The 24,286-nt window shown below is 44.5% G+C and carries 24 protein-coding genes; 6 read left to right on the top strand and 18 right to left on the bottom strand.

Annotated features, from left to right (window positions below):
* Positions 1 to 11 precede the first annotated feature (11 nt).
* The 4 genes from AZI86_RS09320 to AZI86_RS09305 form a co-directional block, all read right to left on the bottom strand.
* Positions 12 to 1,568: a chemotaxis protein CheB gene (locus AZI86_RS09320; RefSeq protein ID WP_061834775.1), complete on the bottom strand. Its 1,557-nt coding sequence runs from the start codon at positions 1,566 to 1,568 to the stop codon at positions 12 to 14.
* Positions 1,568 to 2,332, bottom strand: coding sequence for a chemotaxis protein CheW (locus AZI86_RS09315; protein ID WP_061834774.1), 765 nt, complete (start codon positions 2,330 to 2,332; stop codon positions 1,568 to 1,570). Before AZI86_RS09315 ends, AZI86_RS09320 begins: the two co-directional genes overlap by 1 nt.
* The gene (locus AZI86_RS09310; RefSeq protein WP_061834773.1) at positions 2,329 to 4,062 is read right to left on the bottom strand and encodes a chemotaxis protein CheA; all 1,734 of its coding nucleotides are present in this window, start codon (positions 4,060 to 4,062) and stop codon (positions 2,329 to 2,331) included. The genes AZI86_RS09315 and AZI86_RS09310 overlap by 4 nt, the downstream gene beginning before the upstream one ends.
* A 362-nt stretch (positions 4,063 to 4,424) precedes the next feature.
* A complete protein-coding gene (locus AZI86_RS09305; protein ID WP_061834772.1) occupies positions 4,425 to 4,823 on the bottom strand; it encodes an HIT family protein in 399 nt (132 codons plus the stop codon).
* A gap of 120 nt (positions 4,824 to 4,943) precedes the next feature.
* On the opposite strand from AZI86_RS09305, the gene AZI86_RS09300 reads away from it, so the two are divergent.
* Genes AZI86_RS09300 through AZI86_RS09290 form a run of 3 tightly spaced genes read left to right on the top strand, consistent with a single transcriptional unit; the run spans position 4,944 to position 8,531 of the window.
* Positions 4,944 to 5,624 (top strand): response regulator transcription factor, encoded by a 681-nt coding sequence (locus AZI86_RS09300; RefSeq protein ID WP_061834771.1) that lies wholly within the window; start codon positions 4,944 to 4,946, stop codon positions 5,622 to 5,624.
* Entirely contained in the window at positions 5,621 to 7,018 is a 1,398-nt protein-coding gene (locus AZI86_RS09295) for a histidine kinase dimerization/phospho-acceptor domain-containing protein (protein ID WP_061834770.1), read from the top strand. The genes AZI86_RS09300 and AZI86_RS09295 overlap by 4 nt, the downstream gene beginning before the upstream one ends.
* 40 nt (positions 7,019 to 7,058) lie before the next feature.
* On the top strand, positions 7,059 to 8,531 hold the full coding sequence (locus tag AZI86_RS09290) for a THO complex subunit 7 family protein (RefSeq protein WP_061834769.1): 1,473 nt from the start codon (positions 7,059 to 7,061) through the stop codon (positions 8,529 to 8,531).
* Positions 8,532 to 8,536: 5 nt separating this feature from the next.
* Here AZI86_RS09290 and AZI86_RS09285 read toward each other — a convergent pair whose 3' ends face one another.
* The 8 genes from AZI86_RS09285 to AZI86_RS09250 form a co-directional block, all read right to left on the bottom strand.
* Positions 8,537 to 10,054, bottom strand: a complete 1,518-nt coding sequence (locus AZI86_RS09285; RefSeq protein WP_061834768.1) for a L,D-transpeptidase family protein — start codon at positions 10,052 to 10,054, stop codon at positions 8,537 to 8,539.
* A gap of 92 nt (positions 10,055 to 10,146) precedes the next feature.
* Positions 10,147 to 11,211, bottom strand: a complete 1,065-nt coding sequence (locus AZI86_RS09280) for a branched-chain amino acid aminotransferase (RefSeq protein WP_061834767.1) — start codon at positions 11,209 to 11,211, stop codon at positions 10,147 to 10,149.
* Positions 11,212 to 11,361: 150 nt separating this feature from the next.
* On the bottom strand, positions 11,362 to 12,501 hold the full coding sequence (locus tag AZI86_RS09275) for a citrate synthase (RefSeq protein ID WP_061834766.1): 1,140 nt from the start codon (positions 12,499 to 12,501) through the stop codon (positions 11,362 to 11,364).
* Between the two features lie 70 nt (positions 12,502 to 12,571).
* A complete protein-coding gene (locus tag AZI86_RS09270; protein WP_061834765.1) occupies positions 12,572 to 13,462 on the bottom strand; it encodes a PP2C family protein-serine/threonine phosphatase in 891 nt (296 codons plus the stop codon).
* 75 nt (positions 13,463 to 13,537) lie between these two features.
* Positions 13,538 to 14,698, bottom strand: a complete 1,161-nt coding sequence (locus AZI86_RS09265; protein ID WP_157684670.1) for a hypothetical protein — start codon at positions 14,696 to 14,698, stop codon at positions 13,538 to 13,540.
* Positions 14,676 to 15,443: a class I SAM-dependent methyltransferase gene (locus AZI86_RS09260; RefSeq protein ID WP_061834763.1), complete on the bottom strand. Its 768-nt coding sequence runs from the start codon at positions 15,441 to 15,443 to the stop codon at positions 14,676 to 14,678. The genes AZI86_RS09265 and AZI86_RS09260 overlap by 23 nt, the downstream gene beginning before the upstream one ends.
* Entirely contained in the window at positions 15,410 to 16,474 is a 1,065-nt protein-coding gene (locus AZI86_RS09255) for a prenyltransferase (protein WP_061834762.1), read from the bottom strand. Before AZI86_RS09255 ends, AZI86_RS09260 begins: the two co-directional genes overlap by 34 nt.
* Entirely contained in the window at positions 16,471 to 17,430 is a 960-nt protein-coding gene (locus tag AZI86_RS09250; protein WP_061834761.1) for a polyprenyl synthetase family protein, read from the bottom strand. The genes AZI86_RS09255 and AZI86_RS09250 overlap by 4 nt, the downstream gene beginning before the upstream one ends.
* Positions 17,431 to 17,520: 90 nt before the next feature.
* Between AZI86_RS09250 and AZI86_RS09245 the strand changes: the two genes are divergently transcribed.
* Positions 17,521 to 17,937 (top strand): acyl-CoA thioesterase, encoded by a 417-nt coding sequence (locus tag AZI86_RS09245; RefSeq protein WP_061834760.1) that lies wholly within the window; start codon positions 17,521 to 17,523, stop codon positions 17,935 to 17,937.
* Positions 17,938 to 17,942: 5 nt separating this feature from the next.
* Here the strand turns inward: AZI86_RS09245 and AZI86_RS09240 are convergent, their stop codons facing one another.
* A complete protein-coding gene (locus AZI86_RS09240; protein WP_061834759.1) occupies positions 17,943 to 19,277 on the bottom strand; it encodes a hypothetical protein in 1,335 nt (444 codons plus the stop codon).
* 56 nt (positions 19,278 to 19,333) lie between these two features.
* On the bottom strand, positions 19,334 to 20,071 hold the full coding sequence (locus tag AZI86_RS09235; RefSeq protein ID WP_061834758.1) for a hypothetical protein: 738 nt from the start codon (positions 20,069 to 20,071) through the stop codon (positions 19,334 to 19,336).
* A 127-nt stretch (positions 20,072 to 20,198) separates the two neighbouring features.
* Between AZI86_RS09235 and AZI86_RS09230 the strand changes: the two genes are divergently transcribed.
* Both AZI86_RS09230 and AZI86_RS09225 read left to right on the top strand, forming a co-directional pair.
* On the top strand, positions 20,199 to 21,005 hold the full coding sequence (locus AZI86_RS09230; protein ID WP_061834757.1) for a TIGR02147 family protein: 807 nt from the start codon (positions 20,199 to 20,201) through the stop codon (positions 21,003 to 21,005).
* Positions 21,006 to 21,036: 31 nt separating this feature from the next.
* Positions 21,037 to 21,495: a YkgJ family cysteine cluster protein gene (locus tag AZI86_RS09225; RefSeq protein ID WP_061834756.1), complete on the top strand. Its 459-nt coding sequence runs from the start codon at positions 21,037 to 21,039 to the stop codon at positions 21,493 to 21,495.
* Positions 21,496 to 21,578: 83 nt separating this feature from the next.
* Here the strand turns inward: AZI86_RS09225 and AZI86_RS09220 are convergent, their stop codons facing one another.
* From AZI86_RS09220 to AZI86_RS09205, 4 genes are all read right to left on the bottom strand, one after another.
* Complete coding sequence (locus AZI86_RS09220) at positions 21,579 to 21,980, bottom strand: hypothetical protein (protein ID WP_061834755.1); 402 nt, start codon at positions 21,978 to 21,980, stop codon at positions 21,579 to 21,581.
* Between the two features lie 49 nt (positions 21,981 to 22,029).
* Entirely contained in the window at positions 22,030 to 23,172 is a 1,143-nt protein-coding gene (locus AZI86_RS09215) for a M56 family metallopeptidase (RefSeq protein ID WP_061834754.1), read from the bottom strand.
* Between the two features lie 3 nt (positions 23,173 to 23,175).
* Positions 23,176 to 23,565: a BlaI/MecI/CopY family transcriptional regulator gene (locus AZI86_RS09210; RefSeq protein ID WP_061834753.1), complete on the bottom strand. Its 390-nt coding sequence runs from the start codon at positions 23,563 to 23,565 to the stop codon at positions 23,176 to 23,178.
* 123 nt (positions 23,566 to 23,688) lie between these two features.
* Positions 23,689 to 24,285 (bottom strand): class I SAM-dependent methyltransferase, encoded by a 597-nt coding sequence (locus AZI86_RS09205; protein WP_061834752.1) that lies wholly within the window; start codon positions 24,283 to 24,285, stop codon positions 23,689 to 23,691.
* Position 24,286 lies beyond the last annotated feature (1 nt).

Here is a 24,286-nt window from a genome sequence, read left to right as displayed (position 1 = left end):
CAAAAGCCGACTTAGTATAAGTTTTGGTTGCGGTATTGCATCAGATGTCCCGCCAGACTATCCGCCTTCAGAATTTCATCGGCGACACCCAATTCAATGGCCTTTTGTGGGCCGTAAGGAAACTGCGCTTCCTCAGGATGTTGCACCACGCTGGCGCCGCCTTTTTTCTGAACTTCGATCAGGCCTTCCACGCCATCAGAACCGAAGCCCCCCAAAAGAACTGCGTAAACCCCGCGCGAGTAACTTTGCGCCGCTGACTGAAATAGCACGTTGCTAGAAGGCAGCTGAGAAGCGACGGGAGCTCCTTTTTGAACTTGCAACATGGGGCCATGACCGCCGGTCAAAACTTTACCGTGATGTTCTGCCGGAATAAAATAGACGTGACCCATTTTTAAGAACTCGCCGTCTTTGGCAACCACCGGTGTTACCTTAGATCCCACTTTTATCTTGCTGATATAGGCTTGGACAAAGTTTGCGACCGTACTGCAAGACACGACAACAGGTGGCGTATCGGCGGCTAAACCTTTCACAAATTTTTCCAAGGCATCGGCACTGCCGGCATTGCCACCGACAACGATAACTTTTAATTCCGCAGCTCGCTTTAAAGTTGAAGACACCGTGGTTGTTCTAGTTTCAATGATAGCCGGGGCTTCTTTAAGTTTTTTAACGATATTTACGGAAGCCGCGGCTTTGACTTTTTCAACCAGCATTCCGGCAAGATCTTTTAAAACTGCGGGATCAAATTGCGAAGGCTTATGAACGAATTCAATCGCCCCAAGATCTAAAGACTTTAACGCGGCTTCACCCGTGCTAGCCAGTGAAGACACCATCACGACCGGAATTGGGTGATGCTTCATAAGCTTTTCTAAGAACATCACGCCTGACATTTTTGGCATTTCGATATCTAAAGTCATAACGTCGGGTTTTTTAGAAAGAATCAATTCGCGAGCTTGATAAGCATCGGCCGCGGCACCCACGACTTCAAGACCACTTTTAGTAAAGATGCTGGTGAATAAAGTTCTAACCGTGGCAGAGTCATCTACCACCAAGACTTTGACATTTTTTGCGATACTTAAGGGTTTAAATCCGGACACATCCACGGGCTTATCCGCACTGGAAGTGCCAGACTGATTGTGAATCACGTTGAAATTTGCAGTGTTTAATTTAATTGTGCGCGCCGACTCACCGGCCACATTTCTTTCAATGATTGGAATGTTAAATTCGCGCAAAAGCTGTTCTGCCAAATCAATATTTCTTTTTCCGATACCGTCACCTAGGCCTGACACGCTAATGACGTTACCACCACCATAGATTTTTGCCTGCAACCGACTGCGCTGCGCACCCAGGCGCACGCATTCTTCGATTAATTGCGGAATCGCGCAGATTCCGTAACGCGCATTTTCTCTTTCGTCGGGCGCCCCTTCTGGCAAAAGATAGTGATTAAGACCGCCCACTTTTGCGGTGGGATCATGCAACGCCACCGCCACGCAAGAGCCCAACAAAGTTGAAATAACGGTTTCTTCTTTAAAGGCCGCAAGCTTACCGGGGAACAGATAATGTGTGTTCATTAGGCCACCAATTTTTCCAAATCTAAAATCATAATGCTGCGTAACTCATGGATAAAAAACTTAGTAATTAAATGATTCGCCGGAAGGATATTCGTCTCTTGAACCTCTTGCAGATCTGACTCTTTAAGATTCAAAAGATCTTCCGTCCCCGTCACTTGAAGGCAAAAGCGATTCCCTGACTGTTCACACACCAGGTAAAATACGTTTTCTGTCCCCACAGGCTTAAACCCATGATCTTGCAAGTTGATTACCGGCAAAGCATCCCCGCGAAAGGGAACCACTCCCAAAATACCAAATTTCTTCTCTGGCATTCCAAATATTGGTAAATGGGCACTGATCTCGATGACGTTTAATAATGGTACGGCAAACTCTTGCGGGCCGGACTTACAATGAAGAAAAATGACTTCATGAGAATTCTGCGCGACTTCAGAAAATTTGCGCGCTAAATCCATGGAGTCCGTTTTTTCGATCAGTAATGCGGAAGCATATTCTTTTAAGGCCTGTAAGGCTTTAATTAAGTCTGCAGGTTCTGCAAGGTCTTTGGTACGAGCATCAAACTCTTCAAGCCAAGTGGCTAGAAAATGAAACTCATTGGTTTTCGCATCCACACTCCAAGCCAAAGATTGTTCGGCTGATTCATTGCGGATGCGCTTCCAAATCTTCGCGTCCACTAAATCAATAAAGTTTTCTGTGCCGGAAATAACCGAGTTCAGAAAGTAGGATTTCAGCTCGGCCGTAAAATCATCACTGAAAAAGTCGCTCACGCTGCCATCTCCTCAACCGAAATCTGATAAATCATTGCAGCAAACTCTTCGGGCTCTAAAACATAGGTCACTTTTTCGTCCGCTAAAATCGAAATACCTTTAAAACCTTTTTGACCTTGCATAATATCGCCAAAGCCTTTCACCACTAGATCCGTTTGCGCTTCGATACGGTCCACAACCAAACCCACTACGGCATCTTTGACTCTAATAAATAAAGCCGACGACTGACGAATTTGGGTTTCGGGAACATCGGTCTTGTTATTTAAGGCTTCGGCATAAGACATCAGGGGGACAGTCATTCCACTAAATTGCGTGAAACGAAGGTGGTTCACCGTATTTAATTGCAACCCCGAACATGAAGTAATATGAGCCACGGAGGCAAGAGGCACAGCCAAACGATGGCCATTCCAACTGCACAATAAAGCTGTTTCCACCATGATATGTTGAGGCACGGGGATTTCCATACGGAATCCGGCCCCTTCACCGATTTTATTTTCGACACGAATCTTGCCGTTGTAACGTTTCACCATATTGTGGACCACGTCCATCCCGACCCCTCGGCCTGACATGGTTGTGACTTTATCTTTGGTTGAAAATCCGGCTTCAAAAATAAAATTATAAATCTGCTCTTCCGTCAGTTTTAAGGATTCTTCCTGTGTTACTAATGCGGACTTGATGGCTTTTTGTAAGATGCGCTCTTTGTCTAAACCTTTACCATCATCGCCAAAGAATAAATGTATGACGTTATTGCTTTCAGAAATTTCTAGCGTCAATTTACCGATGGATGATTTTCCAGCCAAGGCTCTTTCAAATTGGTCCTCGATCCCGTGATCAATCGAGTTTCGGGCGACGTGCACTAAGGCATCATAGATGTCTTGGCCCAAACCTTTATCGATAAGCATCTCTCCGCCCACAACTTCAAGTTGAACGTTTTTATTGAGCTCCGTCGATGCTTGGCGAACCAAGACATGAAGCCCTTGAAAGCTGTCATCGGCTTTTTCTTTACGAACGGTTTGCACTTGTTGCTGAAACTGGTCGCAAAGCTTATTGAGGTTTTGAGAAAAATCGGTCTGACGTCTTTCAAATAGCTCCGGCTCGACCCGGAAGTTCACCGTCTGATTCATCATTTGAAAGAAGTTTTTTAAAACTAAAAGCTCCCCGGAAATACGCAAGAACTCGTTCATTTGCGCGGCTGAGAGCCACATGCCTTGTTCTTCATTAGGTTCCGAAGATGTGGGCGGTGGGCGAACTAAGCGCTGAGTAGGCACATGGGACGCATCAAAAGTAAAACCGCCATAACGAGTGATAAGCTCAATAGCCTCACTGAGCTCTTCCGGAAAAACCTCACGCTTATCGCGCAAGCTTTCCGCCAAAACCTTTAGAATGCGCGAACTTTTTAAGAAGATATCGACACAGTCCGTAGTCACCGGTAATGAATCACGCTTGATACGATTTAACAACGCTTCAAACTCATGGGCGACAGAGCCTAAAAGTTGCCCACCAGGAACCGCGCCGACACTGCCTTTAAGAGTATGAACTTTTCTAAAAAGAACATTGATAAGCTCTGAGTCCGTAGGATTTGATTCCAGTTTTAAAATCAAAGTATCAAGGTCTTCCAGAACTTCTTTGGACTCTTCATAAAATACACGCGAGACTTCTTCGACCTGTTCAAAGTCGATGAATGCCGAGTCCTCGAATGCATTTTCCAATTCAGATTTTTTTTCAGACATACAAAAATTTATCGGTATTTCAGGGATTTAACTTAGTTACGAATTCAACATCCGGACCTAGATTAAGGAACGTGAGTTTGGGGACGATTCTCAAGAAAACTCGACTTTTGGTAAGTCATTTAGAAAAAGGAAAGAGCGACCTTTCGGTCGCTCTTTGAATATGATTCTTTCGAATCCTAGGCGAAAGTATGTCGGCTAAGAAGCCGCCACCTCCGCCATGGTTATGTCACAGTTTTGAACCATAAGCACCACCTCCTCTCCAGCTCCGATAGAAGCTTTACCTGATATTACTATAGTCACAATATCTTCGCCAGATGGGACGTGGTCTAGTTCCAAAAAATGTTAGAAATCAAAATGAGAATTTAAATTGCCGATAAAGCTTTCACAATTTTTTCCTGGACCTCTTTCATCTCTGTCTCACTTCGGCGTTGGGCGCGCTTAAAATCCAAATCTGGAATGGACCAAGCTGGGATGAGATGGAGGTGATAATGCGGAACTTCAAAGCCGGCAACAATCTGTCCCACACGTGGTGAGCCGGTCGCTTTAAGCACCGCTTTGCCGATTTTTTGAGAAACCTTATGAAGATGCGCATAAGTATCCGCCGGAACTTCGGTCCAATGATTGATTTCTTCTTTGCAGACAACCAAAGTGTGTCCTAAATTCACCGGATCAATACTTAAAAAAGAAATGATTTTATCGTCTTCATAGATTTTATAACTAGGCAATTCGCCGCTGATAATTTTAGTAAAAACTGAGGCCATATTTCATTCTCCTAATGGGATGTATCAATTCATGACGATAGTTGAGTTTTCCATAATTGCCCAACACTTCCTATTAACAATAGACCTAACGAACTAATCTTGACATGGTAGGCTAATTTTATGACGAACATTTTTTTACTAGAAGACGACCCTATTGTAGGAAAAGCAATTCAACTTCAGTTGGAACTAGAGTCCTATAAAGTGGAATGGGCCCAATCCCTCGCCGATGCTCGTCGCAAACTAGCGGCCTCTACGGCTGGCACGGATTTGTTTATCTTGGATGTCAATCTTCCGGACGGGGACGGCTATGAGTTCTGCCAATGGTTGCGCAGCCAAGAACATAAAAATCCGGTGATATTTTTAACGGCTAGGACCGATGAAGAAAGTGTCGTGCGCGGATTTGATGAAGGGGCTAACGATTACATTCGTAAGCCTTTTAGCAATAAAGAAATGATCGCACGTATTAAAAATCAACTTTCTGATAAAAAGGCGACGCTAGATTTAGTGCGCTTTGCTGGACTTACCTTGATTAAAAATCAGCAGATCCTTAAAAATGGCGAAGCCCTTATCAGCTTAAATCGCCGTGAATTTGAAATCCTGACGGTGTTCTTTGAACAGCCTGAAACTATTTTGACTCGCGAACAATTGATGGATCGTTTGGCGTCCGGCGATGAGATTTATGATCGCACCGTCGATTCGCACATCAGTCATATTCGCGCAAAGTTGCAAAAAAATGGTGTGAAAGAAGTCAAGATCAACTCTGTTTACGGACAGGGTTATCGACTTGAGCGGGCGGTATGATCCAAAAATCACTTTTTCGTAAGAACTATGTGATTTTTGCTTCTATCATTCTGTTTTCAGTCTTTTTAGCCATTTCAACTTCTTGGATCTTAACTAGTTTTGAGCGGGACCGGATGTTTCTGGGCCCCGCGAATATGCATCGCATACTTTTAAAAACTTTCGATGAAGATCCCGTTAAGGCACTTCCCAAGTTAAATGCTTTCGCCCAAGAGAATCAGATGCCTGAAAATGATCTGATGGATGCCCAGGGTCTTAGCCTGATTTCTGGGAAAAAGATTTTAGATACTCCCCTCTCTTTGGATCAGCTTAAAAAAATCCAAGAAGATCGCTCCATTCAATTTCATGATCCGACTATGTCTAGCCCACCCGTGGTAATTTCTGAGACCACCAAACCAGGCGTGTTCTTATACAGTATTCTAAAGCCTCCGGGCGGTGGCAAACCTCCGCGCGGCCCGATGGTCACCTTAATTTCGATGGTGGCCTGTATTTTAATTTCCATCGGTCTGGCCTTGTTTTATCAGTTTTCCAAATATCAAGGTCGCTCTGACGAAGCCGTTGAAGTCTTAAATCGTATGCGTGAAGGAAACCTAAGTGCACGCATGCCGCAAAAAAAGAAATTTGATGAGCTGGCACCGCTCGTCGGAGCCTTTAATCAAATGGCCGGTGACCTTGAGCATATGGTTGAACAGCTGCGCAAATCGGACCAAGCTCGTCGCCAGCTTTTACAAGACTTGGCCCACGATCTAAGAACTCCATTAACTTCTTTACGAACCTTTTTAGAGACCTTGCAAACCGCCGGACCCAGACTGCAAGAAAACCAAAGACAAGAAATCATAGATCTTAGTTTTTCCGAGGTGGAATACTTTGGAAAACTTGTTGAAGATCTTTTGTTTTTAGCGCAAATCACTGAACCTCAGTACTCGCTAGGAACGGAAGTTCTGGATTTACGCGAAAAGATCGCTGATCAAGTCTTGGTCTTTAGACAGCGCTATCCTCAGCTTAAGTTTGATTTTAGCAGTGAGGGGCTCTCTTTCGGTCTGCGCGGCTCAGGGCAATTGATCGACCGACTTCTTCGCAATGCCATGGAGAATTCAGCCTCTTTCACGAAACAACGTCTAAAAATAGATTTGCACGAAGAAGGTGAATTTTTAAAAGTGTCCTTGACCGATGATGGCCCGGGATTTAGCGAAAAAGGTCTTACGGAATTCGGCCATAAAAAGGCGACTCGTGTTTTGGTAAAAAGTCAGGACAACCAAAGAATTTCTGTAGGCATCGGCTCTGTTCTTATGAAGGAGATCGCTCAGCTTCATGGCGGTGATATCAAAGCTGAAAATATCTTAAAGGACGGTCGCATTTTAGGTGCCCGTGTCTCATTTTCGATCAAAAAGTCCTAATATCCCAAGATCCACATTGGCTCCATAGTGTCTGGATAGCATGAAATCATCAAAAGGTGGTTTTATGCTTTCGCGAACGCTGTTGATTTTTTCGATACTAGCCAGCTCCAGTGCCTGGGGCCAAATGTGGGGTACCGGCATGTACGGCGGAATGCAAGGCTGCTCATACCCTACTCAAGTGGCACAAGGTGCCGTTAGCGAAGATGATGCGACCCGCGAGGCTCGCGAGCGCATCAAAGAAATTCAAGAACAAATCAAAGACAAAAAATCAGAGAAGAAAAAAGTCGATGCGCAAGTCAAGCGATCGCACAGTGATATCGAAAAAAGTATTTCCGGCGAATATTCCGATTTTATTTTTGAGCATATTGAAAATTCACGTCGTTGTGCCCAATACAAAGGACATCCATCGGCTCAAGCTGGTGATGTCGAAGCTGGCGGAACCGAAGGCGGAAAAGAAATTGCCGAAGCCAATATCCTGAGCGTTCAATCTTTTTCTGCCGAACAATGGAATCGCTTTTGTGATTCTAGCAAGCCGGGTTCTATCAATGCCAGCGTCTGTACCGACCCGCAAGTTCAAGGTCGTTCTGGTGGTATTCGCAATGCACAGACTTGTAAAAAGGGTTTAACCGAATATCGCAAAAACTATGGGTTAGCAGAAAAGATTCAAGGTGAAATCGAAGACCTGCAAGAAGACTTAAAACAAGCAAAGTCTGAACTCTCCGACGCCCGCAAAGACGCTCTCGCTGACAGAAAAGAACAAACCGAAGGTGGTGTGTGCCTTGAATGTATGGCAAAGTCGAATGGCCAAGCGACCGTACAACCACAAACTAATTGGGCTTCTGTTTTAGGCAATGTCGGCGTGGGACTAGCTTCAATTTACGCCGGCTATCAAACCAATAAAATGATCACAGAAAACAACGCCAATCTTGGTTGGCCCACGGATCCTTATGCAGCTCAAGGGTACGGTTATGGTTTAGGCGCTATTGGCACTGGTTTGGGGCAAGCAATGGGTGGCGGCGGTTCTGGAATTTACGGCAGCATGGCTGGCGGTATGGGTTCCGGAGGTTTTGGTTGTGCAGGAATGAATGGTGGCATGTATGGCATGGCGGGACCTTACGGCGGCATGAACGGTTACGGCATGTGGGGAAATCCATATGGCATGTCGATGTACGGCAACAACATGTTAGGCGGAGGCATGTTTAATTCAGGCATGGGACCTTGGGGCCTGAATGGCTACAACAATTATCAACAGCAATACCAACAACAAATGCAGCGCTATCAAGCCATGTCTTCGTTACAACAAGAGATGAGCACTTTGATGTATCGAATGCAGCAGATTCAATATGGTAACAGCGGATATTATGGTGGTTATTTGGGATATTCGAACTCCGCCTATGGCTACAACTCAGGGCTTTCAGTTATTCCCGGAAGCTATTACAGCTCGACGTTGGGAACGGGCTTAAGCACCATTCCCTCAACAACAACATCGACGTCTTATTTGCTAGGAAGATAGAAGGGCTACCAAGCCCCTCTTTGTAACATTCTGCCTGACTGAGCATACGTGTCTTCAGCGAAACGTAAAACACCGTCAGAACTCATTTGCGAAGTTAAGAACACCATATAAACCGGCATCGCCTTTTTCAAACGTGCATCAGTGTCTGTTTTCATGACTTCGCCAGGTTTTGCCATGGTCGCTTGGATTTTCGTGCGATCCCACTCTGTTCCGGCTAACAATGTCTCGGCCAGATCTAAAGGTCTTTCTACACGCACGCAGCCCGAGCTTAATAATCGATCCGGCTCAACAAAAAGTTCGCGCTGGTTGGTATCATGTAGGTAAATAGCAAACCCATTGGTCATCATGAATTTCAATCCACCCAAGGCATTTTTCAAACTGGGTCGTTGTCGGATATATAACAGCTTGTCATCCTCAGGCCGCAAGCTCCACCAATCAATACTAGATGGGATGTACTTACGGGTGAAAGCGGCATTCCAAACCTCGTAATTATTGCGCGCGAAATACTGATCGATCTGATAGGGATCCATTCCGCGAATATCCGCAAGCTTATCCTCGCGGAAGATTGTGGGCGGCACCACCCAGAATGGATTGATAACAACATAAACAATCTTATCAATCATGGTGGGTGATTTACGTTGCGAACGTCCATTGATCGTGCGCATGCTTGTATTCACCCCTTGTTCGGGATCAACCAGATTTAAATAGGACATGGCTAAATTCACAAAGATATGACGGGGTTCGAAATTTTGCGGGAACCAACGCATTTTATCCATATCAATTCGAATTTGGCGCAAACGCTCGACACACCCTGTGTTCAAGTAAGCCAAAGTCTTTCCACCCGGAGAAACCACGCCATCCGGTTTAAAGCGCAAGTTCCACTGCACATCACGAATCGCCGCTTCCGTCGCCTTGTCATAGACATTATCAATTGAAGTGATCGCATAACCAAACTGTCTTAAGCGAGTTTTAATCGCCCCCACCGAAGAATCCTGAACACCGACACGCAAGCTTTTATTCACCCGTGGAAGCACATTCCATTGACCGGCATTACAAAATCCTACCATCCGACGATAGGCTTCTTTCAGACCCAGGTACGGTGGATTGCGGGGCGCAAAGTTTTCTAATAATCCTTGCGCCGATCTGCCTTGCGCCATCATCACGACCCGCAATTGGTCCGCGGTAAGAAATGATTTTGCAGAGATACGTACATCTTCACCCATCGTTGATGGGTCCACCAATCCGGCATTCATTTGAGTTAAAAGGCGCAGGTAATTCAGCTTGGTGCGCTCTCGAAGTTCGCGTCCGTTAGGATCACGTTGAAATGTGGATTCCATCGCATCCGTCCAGTAGCTTTTGACGTTGATGCCATGTTCAGCGGCATAATAAAAAGTATTCCGCATATCGGGCACGCTCAGCTCTTCAAGAACCGCTAGATACTCCGCTTGCTTAGACTGTGCTTGAGCATTCAGAAAAAAAATTTGAGACGCCAAAATAAAAAAAATGAGTCCTACACGGCCCATGTCCCCTCCGTTCTAAAGATGTCAGAACGAGATTAGAAGACAGAGCTCACAAACTCCAAAAAAAAAGCGATCCCCTGTGGAATCGCATTTCATCATTTCAGTTTTGTTATCCAGTTAAATGGGTCGGCCTTTGTGCCGCGCTGGATAGATGTAATTTCTGTAAATATTTGAGTGCTAAGTGGGCCGGTTTCACCCTTATTGATGTCCCAGTCTTTACCTTGGTAGTGAATCACTCCGATAGGCGACACTACGGCGGCAGTCCCCGTGCCGAAAGCTTCTTTAAGCTCCCCGCTTTTGATTTTTTCAATCACTTCCGTGATGGTGATTTTTCTTTCAACAATCGGCAGATTTTTAGATTTTAGATACTGAATCACCGATCCACGCGTTCCACCGGCTAAGATGCTTCCATTAAGCGCGGGCGTGACGATTTCTTTATCCATCACAAAGAACACATTCATGGTGCCGACTTCTTCGATTCCTTGATGTTCAACGTCCAACCATAAAACCTGCGCGTAACCTTTTTGGCGGGCCGCCAACGCTGCCTTTAAGCTTGAAGCATAATTGGCACCGGCCTTCACCGCCCCCAATCCACCAGGAGCCGCGCGCAGGTAAGTTTCCTCTGCCCAAATGCGAACGGGCTTAGCGCCTTCGGCATAATAAGAACCCACGGGAGATAAAATAATAAAGAAAATGGTTTCATGCGAAGGACGCACGCCCAAGAAACCCTCAGAACCAATCAATGTCGGGCGGATGTAAAGAGATGTGTTGGGACCGTTCGGAATCCAACGCTCATCGGCCTCAACAAGTTTTTTCAGACCTTCCATGAAAAGCTCTTTTGGCGGAGCTTCCAGGCAAAGACGAGCCGCCCCTTCACAAAGACGGTCATAGTTAAATTCAGGACGGAAAAATACGATTTCTCCGCTATCTTGGCGGAACGCCTTCATACCTTCAAAAAGAGCTTGTCCATAATGAAATACGGAAGCAGCGGGATCCAAAGCCAACGGACTGTAGGGTAAGATCTCGGCGTCATACCATCCCTGACCTTCGCGATATTTAGCCACGAACATATGGTCCGTGAAATACTGCCCAAATCCCAGCTTGTCAGACGGAGGTAAATTTTTCGGATTTTTCGTCAGGGTTGTATTGATTTTCGTCATAGAAAACAACTAACGAACATCGGCGCCAGGGTCAAACATCGAGTAAAAAATGAAAATTTTGACCGCTCGCAAGACAGAGTAAAAATACTAAAAAAAAGCCCCCTCGAAAAAAACGAAGAGGCTTCTAAATTTAGCTCTAATTGCTAACAATTAGCGTTGAGAGGCCGGGACCCACTTCAATCCCTCTTTTCCAGCCCATTTACCGCGCGGGCGGTAAATACGGTTGTTCGCATACTGTTCAAACGCATGCGCACACCATCCCGAAATACGAGACGCCGCAAAGATGGGCGTGAATAAATCAGTCGGAATACCCATAGAGAAATAAACCGTCGCTGAATAGAAATCCACATTCGGCATCAAACCTTTTTCTTTGTACATAGTATCATCGATCAACGTCGACATTTCGTACATGTGGTGCATACCTGCGTCTTTAGTTAATTTATCAGACATGCCACGCAAGATGCGTGCACGAGGGTCGCCGTTTTTGTAAACGCGGTGACCGATACCCATGACTTTTTCTTTCGCATTCAAAGCGTCTTTAACGAATTGTTGGGCTTTGTCCATGTTGCCGATCTTCTGCAACATCAAGATCACTTGCTCATTCGCACCACCGTGCAAAGGTCCTTTTAAGGCGCCAATCGCCGAAACGATCGCTGAATGAAGATCCGACAATGAAGACGCAGTTACGCGCGTTGCAAAAGCAGAACAGTTCAATTCATGATCCGCGTGCAAGATCAAACATGTATCCATAACTTTGACGTGCTCAGCCTTAGGCTCAACCCCGCCACCTAACATGTACATCATGTTCCAAGCGATGGATTTATCCGTTTTTGGAGTGACAGGCTCTTTGCCTTTGCGAATGGCATCAAATGCACACAGCAAAGTAGTCATTTTCGCCGTCAAACGAACTGACTTGCGAAGGTTTGCTTCAGCCGACATGTCATTCGCATCTTTATCCCAGTGAGCCATCAAAGAGACCGCCGTGCGCAACCAACCCATCGGGTGAACGTCCGTCGGAATACCTTTTAGAACCTTGATAAAATCGGGGCTTAACGCCATTTCGTTGTGAAGCTCTTTAGAGAACTTTTCTAATTCCGCTGCTGTGGGCAGCTTGTCGTTCCAAAGAAGATAAGTGACTTCTTCAAACGTTGAGTTGGCCGCTAAATCATCAATCGTGTAACCACGGAAATTTAAGTGATCTCCCACGATAAAAGAAACTTTCGTAGTACAAGCGACTACACCTTCAAGACCCTTATCCAAAGCGCCTTCATAAATATTGATTTCAGCCATTGTCGTATCCTTTCTGACGGTAAAATAACATTTTAGTATTAACCAAATTCATTCCCGGAAGTCACGCGAATCATGTCTTTGCAAGCTTGATGACTCGGTCTTTAACTTCCGTGACTATCAAGGTCTGATCTCTGACAGGATCTGTCTTTCCGGTGTATTTCTCATTCGAAAACAAAATCTCATTTCGCAGTTCGTGAACACCCTGCTTCGGAGCCCTCAAGATAGACTCGGATAATCCATGTCCACCCCAGTTGACACCTAGAGAGTTCTGCGACATTTTTAAACCTTCCGTCGCAATCACAATACGATCGCGCGGATTTAACTGGATAGTTTTACTTTGAGGCTCCGTGTTAAAATCCTTCGAAATACTCGGACCCGTAGGCAAAAGCTCGACCAAACCCTCTTGCCCATAGACTTGTAAAAAGCCATCAATGTTTCCGATGGAGCAATACTGTATCTCGTAACTGCGTCGATCGACGACTCCATAAAACAAACTGGCGCGATCCTCATTTTGGATATTTGGTACGACCTCTTTAGCTAAAAGTGCCACCACTTTGTGAGCCTCTAGGCCCCGGCGTGCTTCAATTTGTGAGGAAATTTTGATGATGATCGACAACAACAAAGACGATAAAGAATATCCCGTCGCACTTGAAATCAAAATTCCAAATTTCAATTTATCTTCGTGCTCAAAAATATCAAAGTAATCTCCGCCAGAGCGTGATCCCGGTAAAAACTTGGTACTAAAATCAAACCCCTGAACATTGGGAAGTTCAGTCGGAGACAAAAGTTTTTGCAGATTTTGCGCCAGCTTTAATTCGTTACTCACCTGCGTGATCAGCTTTTCTAAAGCGGTGTTGGCCTTTGTTAACTCCAAACGATAGCGATGAAGTTCAGCGTCTTTAACCGCCAACTCATGTTCAAGTTCAGAAATTCGTTCTTTGTATTCGCTCTCGTCTGCCATGGAGCTTTATTTTAGTGACAGCCCGCAAGGCTGTCACTCTCTGAAGACACGCTGGCCTTACGGCGAGTCGAGGTCTTACAGATGCAAATTCGACAGCTGATGTTCTTCGTCTTTAATTCGCGCTTGGATGTGCGCTGGCAACTGGCCTTCTTTTAAAGAGTGCATTCCCGCTAAGTGGTAACGGATTTCACTGAGGCGCTTGTGCACTTTGTCTTTTGCCCAATCTCTCGGTCCTTCGGCTAAAAGGCCGCGATAAATCCACGCTGCCGTTATGTACTTCGCATCCTGCATCTCGTCGTTTTGCTTATTACCAGCGAAGTGTCCCCAAATCATTCCGGCAAACCACTGAACCGCTAACATCACGCCAAAAAGAACTAACAGCGAAAACGTCTTTTCTTGGACGGCGCTCACGTCAGATGAAAATCCAACGTTTAAAAATACGCGCGTTTCGCCCGCGATCCAAAAACCAATGACAGAACTAATAAAGGCCAAGATAGCATATTGCCGACCCAGCCTTTGACAATCCAGACTTAAGCTGCGTGTGCGATACCAAAAAATCATCGCCATTGCCAAACGTTCCCCCAAAAGAACTCCCAAGGCGCCATTAAATGAAAGCATCCCACTGGTAAGCAGGCTTAACGCCAAAGCCAAGCTCCAAAACTCTGTCTGTACTAATAAACTCACCACAAAGCTTAGTGCCACTAAAACTAAGACCGCACTAAAGCGGCCATCCGCCAAAAAAAATACCAGGTCATTTTGAGTAAGGTAAGTCTGAATAATGCTAGAGCTTTTTAAAACACTTTCACCAGCAATGAGGAAAACCCCCACACTGAAAAGAACTTTTAAAGCATCATCCAGATAGTTGGGCTTACCAAAACGCAACAGCGCCACCACGCAGAGACCCAAGATAAAAAATCCGCTAAAATTAAGATAAAGCAGACCTAAAAGAAATACCGGGATGAGCGCAAAAGGACTTAGGCACATCATTAAAACGGCAGGACGCGCGTCTAAGATACGTAAATTTAACATCGCCATCGAAGTATATAAAGATCTTAACGGCGAAGCTTCAGTCGCAGTGACGGCCGCACTTTGTAAAAACAGCGTCGCCATGGACGAAGAAAAACCTTTTTCTAAAATCGATCTTTGAATACCAGAAAAGGCACGCGCAAAGTTTTGCTGAAAAGAATTTAAACCCCACAACATCAAAACAAAGCTACCCAACCACATAAGTATCATAGCGAACCACCTTTCCTTCGTAAGCGTGACGGACTCCCGGCATTAATTCGGGAGCAAGCAAAGGCCTTTTCACAACCACGCGCTGAACGGGCCACGTTAAGGCCTCTTTTAAAACTTCCGCGGCATCATCATCGTGACCAACTAGATCGCGGAAGACCACCATCTCTTGCTTCGGAAGTGCAGACTTCTTTTTATGCGGATACATCGGATCAAAGTATATCGCATCCACCACGATCTTATTCTTGTTATCTTTTAAAAACTTAAGCGCGTCTGAAAAATACAGCCGATAGTTTTGCAGCTCAGGCTTTTGAGTTTTTGCAAAAGCTTCTTTTAAGAGTAAATACAACAGGGGCGAACGCTCAACGCCGATGACGGAAAATCCCAGCTGAGTCAGGAAAACACTGTCAATTCCCATACCGACGGAAAGATCTAAAATATTTTTAGAGCCTTTGGCGACGCCCAACGCTTTGGATATCAATTCGTTCTTACCGCGATGACCTTTGCGCTGATAATCCAGATGGTTTTCATCAAAATCAATTTCAAGTTTTCTGTTTTCCGCGTCTTTAACAAAAAGCCTGTCACCTTCGACATACAATTTAAAAAAATAATCGTCAGGATGGGTGGGATTTAACGGCGCTTTTAAAAAATCCGCATGGCCTTGCGCCACAGTCTGACTGTCCGGAGTACTTAAAACACAAATACTTCGAGAATTTACATCAGTGACCAAAGACACTGAAGAATCCATAAGCCCATGGCTAACAAAAATAAATAAACACCTGAACGATAAGCGATCTTCATCTCACTGCCCACGGGGCTGGCAAGACTTTTAAGACGTTTTACAAAAGGCACTGCGGCCAACAATAAAATGGCAGAAACGACGGCTCCCGCGCCAGCGTCGGCGTACTCCCAAGAATAAGTGAAATTAAAAACGACCAGCAGTCCCCACCACAGCGCCAACAAGCGACGGGCCTTATCAAAGCCCAACCAGTTCACCGTGTTTGAAAAACCGGCTTGCAAGCTTGGCAGGATGTTACGGAAATTTCGTAGGTGAACCAAAAATAAAACGGCCCAGCCCCACAAAGCACCCATCAGCAAGACTTGGACATCAAATCCGCCCCCCATGGCCATCTGTGCGCCTAAAGTGAGCAATGGTCCTAGCAAAAGGAAAATCGCTAGCTCCCCGCCGATTTGGTATTTGAACGAATTCTGCTTTTGAAACTGCGCCCACAAACCCACGGCCAAAGCAAACGCCACCACCATCAGAATTTCTGGGTATGCTACAATCAAAGGAATCGCACAGAGCAGTGCTAAGAACAAAAATACATTAGAAAATGATTTTACTTGGGTCGCGGTCAACCAGCCATTTTGAATGGCGCGGCTGCCACTTTCACCCAACACACGATCTAGACCCTTCATGTGATCTAAATAGTCATTGCGCAGATTCGCCGAAGCAAATGCTAACTTTAAACCTACAACCACTAACAATGCGGCCCATGGGTCAAAGATATTTCCTTCGGTCATATTTTTGATCAATACCAAAAACAGTGGCATCAAAACCAAAAAATAACTGCGGATCTTTAAAGCTTGAAAGAAAACTTTGAACCCGGAGGGACGAGCAATTTGATCCACATCAACAACTCGAAAGGTCACCGTCTCTGATGCGGAGTTGACATTTAAAGTCTGCACCGGCAAAGCTCGCTTTTTTGGATCAAAGGTGCCCAGCAAATAAGATTCAAATTCCGGTGAATTTTTAGAAAGTGTCACCAGGGAACTCACGAAGAGGGCTTCCTTCTCCAGTACAAGATCTCGGTCAGTGGTCGAAGCTGATCAATCAGTTTCTCTTCACCGGGCTTTAAGAAAGTTTTAAGACGCTCCAAGTGATGGTTGTACATTTGGATCAAGCCTTTGTTCATTTCATCGAATTCCAAAAGTCTTTGATCAAACTGCGCTTTGCCACCGATGCTTGCGTAATACTCTTCTAAAGTTTTACTTTTTACGATGCCATCGATTTCTTGGCGAGATTTGCCTTTCGTCACGTAAGCACCGAAAGAATTCAAGTACCCGGACTTTAAATCTCCCAAGATGGCTTTACCCTCATCATTGCGGATGTCGTAATCTAGCAAATCATCACTGCGCTGGAACAGCTGTCCTAACAGTGTTCCCATTTCTTCTAACGTGCGATGAAGTTCTTCGTCATAACGTTCTTGCGCGATAAATGGCGCGCGAATACACCACTTAAACAAGCTCGCAGTTTTTAAGTTATGAATACGATCCAGCTGTTCAAGTGTGACAAAGAAATCACCCACGACAGAATCTTGCAGCCATTCGCCTTCAAGCAGATCGGAAATCACTTCGGCCGTGTATTGCACCAGCTTGATATTACCGTGACCAGAAAGATTCACCATCACGCGTGCAAGCAAATAGTCGCCCGCAAGAACCGCGTATTCAGGTGTGTACTTCATCCATGCCGTGGTTTTGCCGCGACGAAGATGGGAGCGGTCGATAAGATCATCATGAAGCAAAGAGGCGTTGTGAATAAACTCGATGGTTTGCGCTAACAACAGTTCGGCCTTTGGATCCAAAGACAGATTAGTGGCCATCATTTTGATTAATTTTGCGCGAAAACCTTTTCCGCCAGAAAATAAATCATCATAAAGCTTATTCAGCTTTGGCAGATATGCGGGAAAATCTTTTGGATCATAGACTTTAAGATCAATGACACTGCGCTGCAATTTTAACTCCTGGAGGGCCTAATAAGCCGTTAAATTCTCTATATATCTGCTTGAAGTCAAGGGCTGACCGGGCTTAAAGTTCCAGACTCTATGAATAAAACTTTCCGCACCCAAAAGACACTAACATTTAGAGAAGCCGACCCCGCCGGAATCATGTTTTTCGGGAATATCTTTGCCTTTGCCCATGACGCTTTCGAGGAGTTCATTGTTGCCGCTGGTTACACCTACAAAGAATGGTTTGGCCAAAGAGACGTCATCATCCCGATTCGTCATACGGAGGGGGATTTTAAGGCTCCTTTTCGTCCAGGGGAAACCTATGACGTCACCGTGCGCGTGGCAAGTTTTGGTGAGACTTCCTTTAAAATGAGCTATGTCTTTTCCCAAAGCGACAAAGTGCATGCGACTGTAACAATGGTACATTCGGTTTTAGACGGAAAAACCATGCAAAAAAATCCACTGCCGTCAGTTATGAAGTCGCGCTTAGAACCGTATCTGCAGAGAGAATAAATTCCTTAGCGCTTGTCCTTAACGACTTTCCCAAATACGGCTTTGAATTTTCCATTTTCAAAAGTCAGGCGCATCAATCCTGAATAAGAGACGTATCCATCACCCTTGATAACTTCACCGGTGATCGTCACTTTCCACATAGCATGGCCCGACTTTGGGTCTCTGGCGGTTTGAAAGTATGTGTTGTTTGCCCCATATTGTTCGTAATCCTTAATCTGCGCCTTGGTCATCTGCGCATACATTGCTGGCTTGATGATGTCGTTTTCACAGTTTTCATTGCAAAAACCTATTACTTCTTTTTGACCAATGGCATTTTCCTTCAAAGCAAAGATGGTTTCCATGCCACCCCACCATTTCGCATAGCCACTTGTAATACCAATCCCTGTATTCTCTTCATATTTTAAATCAATTCGATTGTGATTGGTGTTAATCAAATTTGAAAATTCAGCGATAGCTCCTTGGAGGGGATCTTCACCCCCACCTCTAACAACAGCTAAAATCTGCATCGTTTTCAAATCGACCAGATAATTTTCAACATTAGCTTCATTTTGAAAAAAGAAATCCCATTGTTCGTCGTGACTTTTTTCATCCATCGCTTCGAAATCGACGATCTGCCCCTTCACTCCCCAGGCCAATGCCAGGCGGTCGGTCCCTGAATCTGAAAGAATGCGAAAGCGGCGTCCTTGATTCAAAGACTTGCGGATTTCTTTTTGGATTAGCGGTATAAAACTTGCGGAAATCGCATAATCACGGCCTTCTTCGACACCCACCAAGCGCAATACTTCATGCAACAAAAGAGGTGTGTAGTAATAAAGGGGTTCAAAACTATTTTGACAGATTTTGCGATCTAAAATGATCAAATTATTCGGCGGAACATTGATCATTTCTACGGGACGGCCCACGTTCAAGCCACTTCCAAACCGCAGCTGAACACTTTCTATTTTTCGCATAAGGTTGTGATTTTGAACTCCGTAGTTGGCCAAATCAATTCGACCGTTGGCGACGAGTCTTGCTAAAAATGAAAAGCTGTAAGCAATTTTTTGCTCACAGCTATCGCCTCCACCAGTAACACCGGGACCCAAGGCGTTCAGAAACTCTTCACTGTTAAAATCTTTTTTTAGACCTTCCAAAACTTTCTTTTGTAGGATTTCGGAGTTAAGCAGCGATTCTTTTCCGCCCGAATACCGAGAAGACTCTTGATTCAATTCTTTAATGAATTTCTTGGTGGACTGATCCTGGAGCGAATTTCCGCCACCTAAAGAGCGCACTTCGTCACCCAGACCTGTCTCAAACTGAAACACGATCAACATCATGAGCGATAAAATCAATTTGAGTTTCATAAGCTACCTCGTACACATTATTTAAGCAAAGGCGAGACCAGCCCGCCTTTATTCATTTAGTTTTTATTTTTAACAACTTTTCCAAATACGGCTTTGAATTTTCCGCCCTCGAAAGTCAAAGTCATCAAGCCCGAGTACGAAGTGCCTTTGTCTGATTTTGGAGTTTCAGACGTGATAGTTACTTTCCAGAAAATGCGACCCGTCTTTTTATCGGTGGTAACTTCATAAAAGGAATTCTGGGCATCATAACTTTCAAAGTCTTTGATTTGCTCTTTGGTCATCTGAGCTTTCATGGCGGGCATGATAATAGTGTTTTCACAGTCCTGGTTACACGAACCGATGACCTCGTTTTGTCCATAAGCATTTTCTTTTAAGGCAAAAATAGTTTCTAGTCCGCCAAACCATTTCGCGTAACCCGCCGTCACACCAATTTTCGAGTTCTCGTCATACACCAATCGCAGGTCGTTGTGGTTGGTGTTGATCATTTCCGAAAATTCCGCAATTGTTCCTTGTAAAGAGTCTTCAGAGCCTTCTCTAACCACAGCTAAAATCTGCATTGTTTTAAGATCGACCAAATAATTTTCCGCATTTTTTTCGTTCTTAAAAAAGAAATCCCATTGTTCATCGTGGCTTTTTTTATCCATTTTTTCAAAATCAATGGCTTGCCCTTTTAATCCCCACGCCAAAGCCAGACCGCCTTTCGTGTGACCAGTGAGAACTCTAAATTCGCGAGCGGCCGCAAAAGTTTGTGACGCCATCAAAGAAATTACCAGACCCAAAATTAATTTTTTCATTTTATACCTCATTCGTTTTATTGTTTTTTGAACTTCATCTATGGATGGAGTTTTACTATTCTTTTGATTCAGAGCGTTAGTTATTTGTTATTAAATATTACGTGTTATGGTAATATTTAATTACCATATGTCGCAAATATACGAATTTACTAAATATTCAGATTACCTAGAAAGCTTGGTCACCGGCGAGACAAAGCGTTTTTCGATCTCTCAGCTGGCGCAGTTCGCAGGTGTACAACGGCCTTATCTTTCTAATGTTCTGGCCGGCAGATCGCAGCTTAATACCGAGCAGGCTTTTCGCTTGGGGGAACACTTGGGTTTCGATTCAGATGCTCAGACTTATTTTACGTTATTGGTGGAATATGAACGAGCTTCGCATGAAAAATTCAAATCCCACACTCTAACAAAAATTAAGGCTCTGCAAAGTATTGCCCTGAAGCTAGAAAAAAAATTACAGCGAGAAATCTCTGCCGTCGATTCGACAATGACTGCAGAATACTTTTCTTCTTGGGAGCTAAGTGCTTTGCACATTCTTAGCAGTATTCCCCTGATGCAAAAGCCAGATCAGATGGCTCTAGCTCTAAGATTACCTATTTCTTATGTTATGACTTCTCTGGATCGTCTCGTCGCCTGGGGGTTGGTAAAACAGAACAAGAACCGCTATGAATGGGCTTCTGGGAATATTCACGTTCCGGCAACTTCCCCCACGCTTTCTATGCACCATCGCAATTGGAGAGAAAAATCCGTCGAAGACGCTCGCCTCCGTCCCGGGGACACCATCCACTTCACAAGCGTGTATTCCATGAGCGAGTCTGATTATGAAAAATTCCGTCTGAGGATCCTGGATTTTTTGAAGGATTACAATCAAATGGCCGGGGGCTCTAAAGAGGAAAAGCTTGTTTCTTTCAATTTAGACTTTTTTGATGTCACTTGAATCTTGGACCTCAAGCTGCTAGGGTGCCTCCATGGAAGATTTTAAATTCACAGGTAAAGAATGGTGGCGTGAAGGCGTGCGTTTTGAATGCACGGGTTCGGGCAAATGTTGCACTTCACATGGCGAATTCGGATTTGTGTATTTGAATTTAGAAGACCGCCAGCGTTTTGCTAAATATTTTAATTTAAGCACGTCCGCTTTTACGCGCAAATATTGCGAAAAAACCGGCGGCATCTGGCATTTAAAAGAAGACCCAAAAAATCCGGACTGCATGTTTTTGAAAAACGGCAATCGCTGCGGAACTTACGAAGCTCGTCCCACGCAATGTCGTACTTGGCCATTTTGGCCTGAAGTGATGAATGCAAAATCATGGGCCAAAGACGTGAAAGCGTTCTGCCCCGGTGTGGGTCGCGGAGAAATCATCCCGGCAGAGCGCATTGAAAAACAATTGCGCGAACAAATCGAATCAGAAAAAGGCTGGGGCAAGTAAGCAGGTGCCAGGTCCCTGTTTACGGAAGCGTCGGCTCCCAAAAAACGAAAAGAACCTGGCCCTGAATCAAACTTAAAATATATCTATTTTAAAAAGGCCTTGAAGTTAATATTGATGGCGTTAGCAATACCGCCACTTTCATCAGCCCCCGTTCCCGCCTCAATGGACCCACGAAGAGATTCATTTAATTCTTTAAACGTAACTCCATCCAGACTGAACTGGATTTTATCCTTTTGAGCCTTTAACCAGAAATCTCTTTTAACTGCGACATAGCTTACGGACGGACGTGACGTCTCTAAAAGATCTCCGGACGCATTCACACGGACCGGAAGCTCATCACCTTTTTGAAACTCTATGATCACATCACCTAAACTGCCTAAATCACTCCACTGCGTATTTTGCAATTGTATGGCACGGATTGTTTTAGCTTCTGACACACCGACCAGCGCCCAAAGACATACACCCATAATAACTGCTTTTTTCATATCTACTCCTTTTTCTACTACGTATGTAGTATTTTGTGTTAAATAAAAACTATTTCTTAAGAGTCAAAACTTCAAAACCCGCTTTTTTCATAAGTTCCAAAAACCAGTCGGGATTTTTTATCTCGCGATTTGTCTGGTTGCCTCCGAGTGTGGCCAACATAACAGTCATGATAACCCCGATAACAATGACCAGTCGCACTGCTTTTACGTTCCACCCGAATCTGGATTCCTTTTCCGGATTTTCACCTAACAGCCTTTGCACTCTAGTTTTCAATAAGGACTTCTCCCTAAAGAAAGCAGAATACAAAATAAATTTAGATGGAGTCTCTGGAATTTCTTTTAACTTCACTAAAGCTGACGCTAAGTGTGCCGGTTGAGCTCCCCTTTTTACCGCCCACTCATCCGCAACGATCTCTCGCAAGCGATCCACCTTGCGACTGAGCCAGCGATATCCGGGAACGAACCAGAATAAATCCCCCAGCACTTGCACCGCAATGGTCATCGGTAAATCAAAGTGATGAATATGCGCGAGTTCATGAGCCATCACCGCCTCCAACTCTGAAGAATTTAACTTTTCCAAGGCCTTTTGCGGAATACATATATAAGGCCGCAAAATTCCCCCTGTAAAAGGAGTTCCGGTGAACTTGGAAGAACTATAAATATCAACCCTCCGCCATCCCAAGCGGATTCTTTTAATATCGCTGGCACTCACTCGATCTCGACGGCGTTCTTTTTCAAACTTAAATGCCAGAAATATTCTGCGAACCATAAGTAGGATCGAAATACTCAAAATAGCGAACACAACACCATTTAAAGCATCGGCTCCGAAAGTGCGATTTAACCAAATCGTCAAGTAGTCCCCGACGCTGGCGGCGTATCTTTGCCCATCTAATCCTTTGACGGAAAAAATAAGACTTAGACTTGGACCAAAAGATCCCACACCGAAACCCACCTCTAAAAGCTGATGAAACTTAGGCAAAGAAAAAGGATCTATGCCATGCAAAAGAACCGAGTTTCGCGGCAACCCTGCAAAAAGATCAAAAACGATCTTCACAAAAGGCAAAGAAAATAAAAACAACTTCCAACCACCGGTCTTAACCCTGAAAAGCCAAACCGCAAAACCCACAATCACTAGCCCACAAGCCAGAGAAAATGCAGAATTCACTAAAAGATTAAAAAACAGTGGCGCCATCGTCTAAGACCTTTTTAGCTTTGCTTCCACAGCTTTTTTTAATGCCTCTAACTCCTCACGGCTTAATCCGTCATCAGACTCAAGCAGTCCCAAAATAGGCTTTAATTTCTCTGAACCAAAAAGAGATGTCTTTACCTTCTCAAAAATAGTAAGAGGTGCGTGGGCTTTCTTTTTTGCCACCGAATAAAGAAACTGTCGGCCTTCTTTACGACGAACGACAAGATTTTTATTAAATAGACGAACAAGCACCGTCATCACGGTGGTGTAAGCTAGATCATGGCCATTGTTTTTTAATTCGGTCTGTATATTGGAGACACCAAGATCAGAAGCTGAGTTTAATATTCCCAGCACTTCCATTTCTAAAGGTCCGACTTCTAAAAGTTTATTTCCCATGCAGAAGAAATTACTACGCTCGTAGTAATTGTCAACTACGTTTGTAGTAATTAAGCCTCGTAATTTTTTTCAATCATCACAAGTTAACGAATGTATTGAGTTTTTAATTATTACGCGACCACCCTAAACGTCTTTTCGCACAATGCACGAAAAGATATGCCAGTGTTTATCGGGAGCGTCAAAGGTGGGGCCTTCGAATTCTTCTTCTTTAAAGATTTCTATTTTTAGATCTTTTAACAAATGATCTACTTGCGTGCGCGAATGAAAACTCATCGTACTTGCCGGACGAGGAAGCTTGGCCCAGTCATCGTTGATGCCGAAAAGCTCAAAAGAAACAATTCCGTTGGGCCTTAAAGAAGCTACCATCATCTGCCAGAAATTCAAAAAACTCTGAGGTCTACAAAATGGTAGAGCGTAACTGGCATTAATAAGATTGAAAGTGTTCGTAGAAAGCTGCAACGATTCAAAATTTGTATTTAAGACAGTGAGCTTATTATTTTTGGGAGCTTCAGCTTGAAGGGTCTTTAACGACCCAAGATCACTATCAACCGCAGTCACCGCCCAGCCACGTTTTAACAACTCTTTCGTGTCACGTCCACTACCACAACCCAGGTCTAAAGCCATACCGGATTCTTTGCAGTAATTGTCCAAAGTGGTTAACAAGCGAGGACGTGCTGGATATTCCCCCGTGTTGTAGGCGGCCCAAGTAGAGTCACTCATC

The sequence above is a fragment of the Bdellovibrio bacteriovorus genome (assembly GCF_001592735.1).
Lineage (GTDB): Bacteria > Bdellovibrionota > Bdellovibrionia > Bdellovibrionales > Bdellovibrionaceae > Bdellovibrio > Bdellovibrio bacteriovorus_D.
The sequence above is the reverse complement of the archived record's forward strand: the minus strand, read 5'-3'. Positions and strand labels throughout refer to the sequence as shown.

Coding starts and splice junctions, on each gene's coding strand:
- AZI86_RS09245 (WP_061834760.1), top strand. CDS start 17,521: ATGAATAAAACTTTCCGCACCCAAAAGACACTAACATTTAGAGAAGCC.
- AZI86_RS09270 (WP_061834765.1), bottom strand. CDS start 13,462: ATGGCAGACGAGAGCGAATACAAAGAACGAATTTCTGAACTTGAACAT.
- AZI86_RS09210 (WP_061834753.1), bottom strand. CDS start 23,565: ATGGGAAATAAACTTTTAGAAGTCGGACCTTTAGAAATGGAAGTGCTG.
- AZI86_RS09295 (WP_061834770.1), top strand. CDS start 5,621: ATGATCCAAAAATCACTTTTTCGTAAGAACTATGTGATTTTTGCTTCT.
- AZI86_RS09305 (WP_061834772.1), bottom strand. CDS start 4,823: ATGGCCTCAGTTTTTACTAAAATTATCAGCGGCGAATTGCCTAGTTAT.
- AZI86_RS09320 (WP_061834775.1), bottom strand. CDS start 1,568: ATGAACACACATTATCTGTTCCCCGGTAAGCTTGCGGCCTTTAAAGAA.
- AZI86_RS09310 (WP_061834773.1), bottom strand. CDS start 4,062: ATGTCTGAAAAAAAATCTGAATTGGAAAATGCATTCGAGGACTCGGCA.
- AZI86_RS09260 (WP_061834763.1), bottom strand. CDS start 15,443: ATGGATTCTTCAGTGTCTTTGGTCACTGATGTAAATTCTCGAAGTATT.
- AZI86_RS09220 (WP_061834755.1), bottom strand. CDS start 21,980: ATGAAAAAAGCAGTTATTATGGGTGTATGTCTTTGGGCGCTGGTCGGT.
- AZI86_RS09285 (WP_061834768.1), bottom strand. CDS start 10,054: ATGGGCCGTGTAGGACTCATTTTTTTTATTTTGGCGTCTCAAATTTTT.
- AZI86_RS09280 (WP_061834767.1), bottom strand. CDS start 11,211: ATGACGAAAATCAATACAACCCTGACGAAAAATCCGAAAAATTTACCT.
- AZI86_RS09230 (WP_061834757.1), top strand. CDS start 20,199: ATGTCGCAAATATACGAATTTACTAAATATTCAGATTACCTAGAAAGC.
- AZI86_RS09240 (WP_061834759.1), bottom strand. CDS start 19,277: ATGAAACTCAAATTGATTTTATCGCTCATGATGTTGATCGTGTTTCAG.
- AZI86_RS09205 (WP_061834752.1), bottom strand. CDS start 24,285: ATGAGTGACTCTACTTGGGCCGCCTACAACACGGGGGAATATCCAGCA.
- AZI86_RS09235 (WP_061834758.1), bottom strand. CDS start 20,071: ATGAAAAAATTAATTTTGGGTCTGGTAATTTCTTTGATGGCGTCACAA.
- AZI86_RS09215 (WP_061834754.1), bottom strand. CDS start 23,172: ATGGCGCCACTGTTTTTTAATCTTTTAGTGAATTCTGCATTTTCTCTG.
- AZI86_RS09225 (WP_061834756.1), top strand. CDS start 21,037: ATGGAAGATTTTAAATTCACAGGTAAAGAATGGTGGCGTGAAGGCGTG.
- AZI86_RS09275 (WP_061834766.1), bottom strand. CDS start 12,501: ATGGCTGAAATCAATATTTATGAAGGCGCTTTGGATAAGGGTCTTGAA.
- AZI86_RS09300 (WP_061834771.1), top strand. CDS start 4,944: ATGACGAACATTTTTTTACTAGAAGACGACCCTATTGTAGGAAAAGCA.
- AZI86_RS09290 (WP_061834769.1), top strand. CDS start 7,059: ATGAAATCATCAAAAGGTGGTTTTATGCTTTCGCGAACGCTGTTGATT.
- AZI86_RS09265 (WP_157684670.1), bottom strand. CDS start 14,698: ATGATACTTATGTGGTTGGGTAGCTTTGTTTTGATGTTGTGGGGTTTA.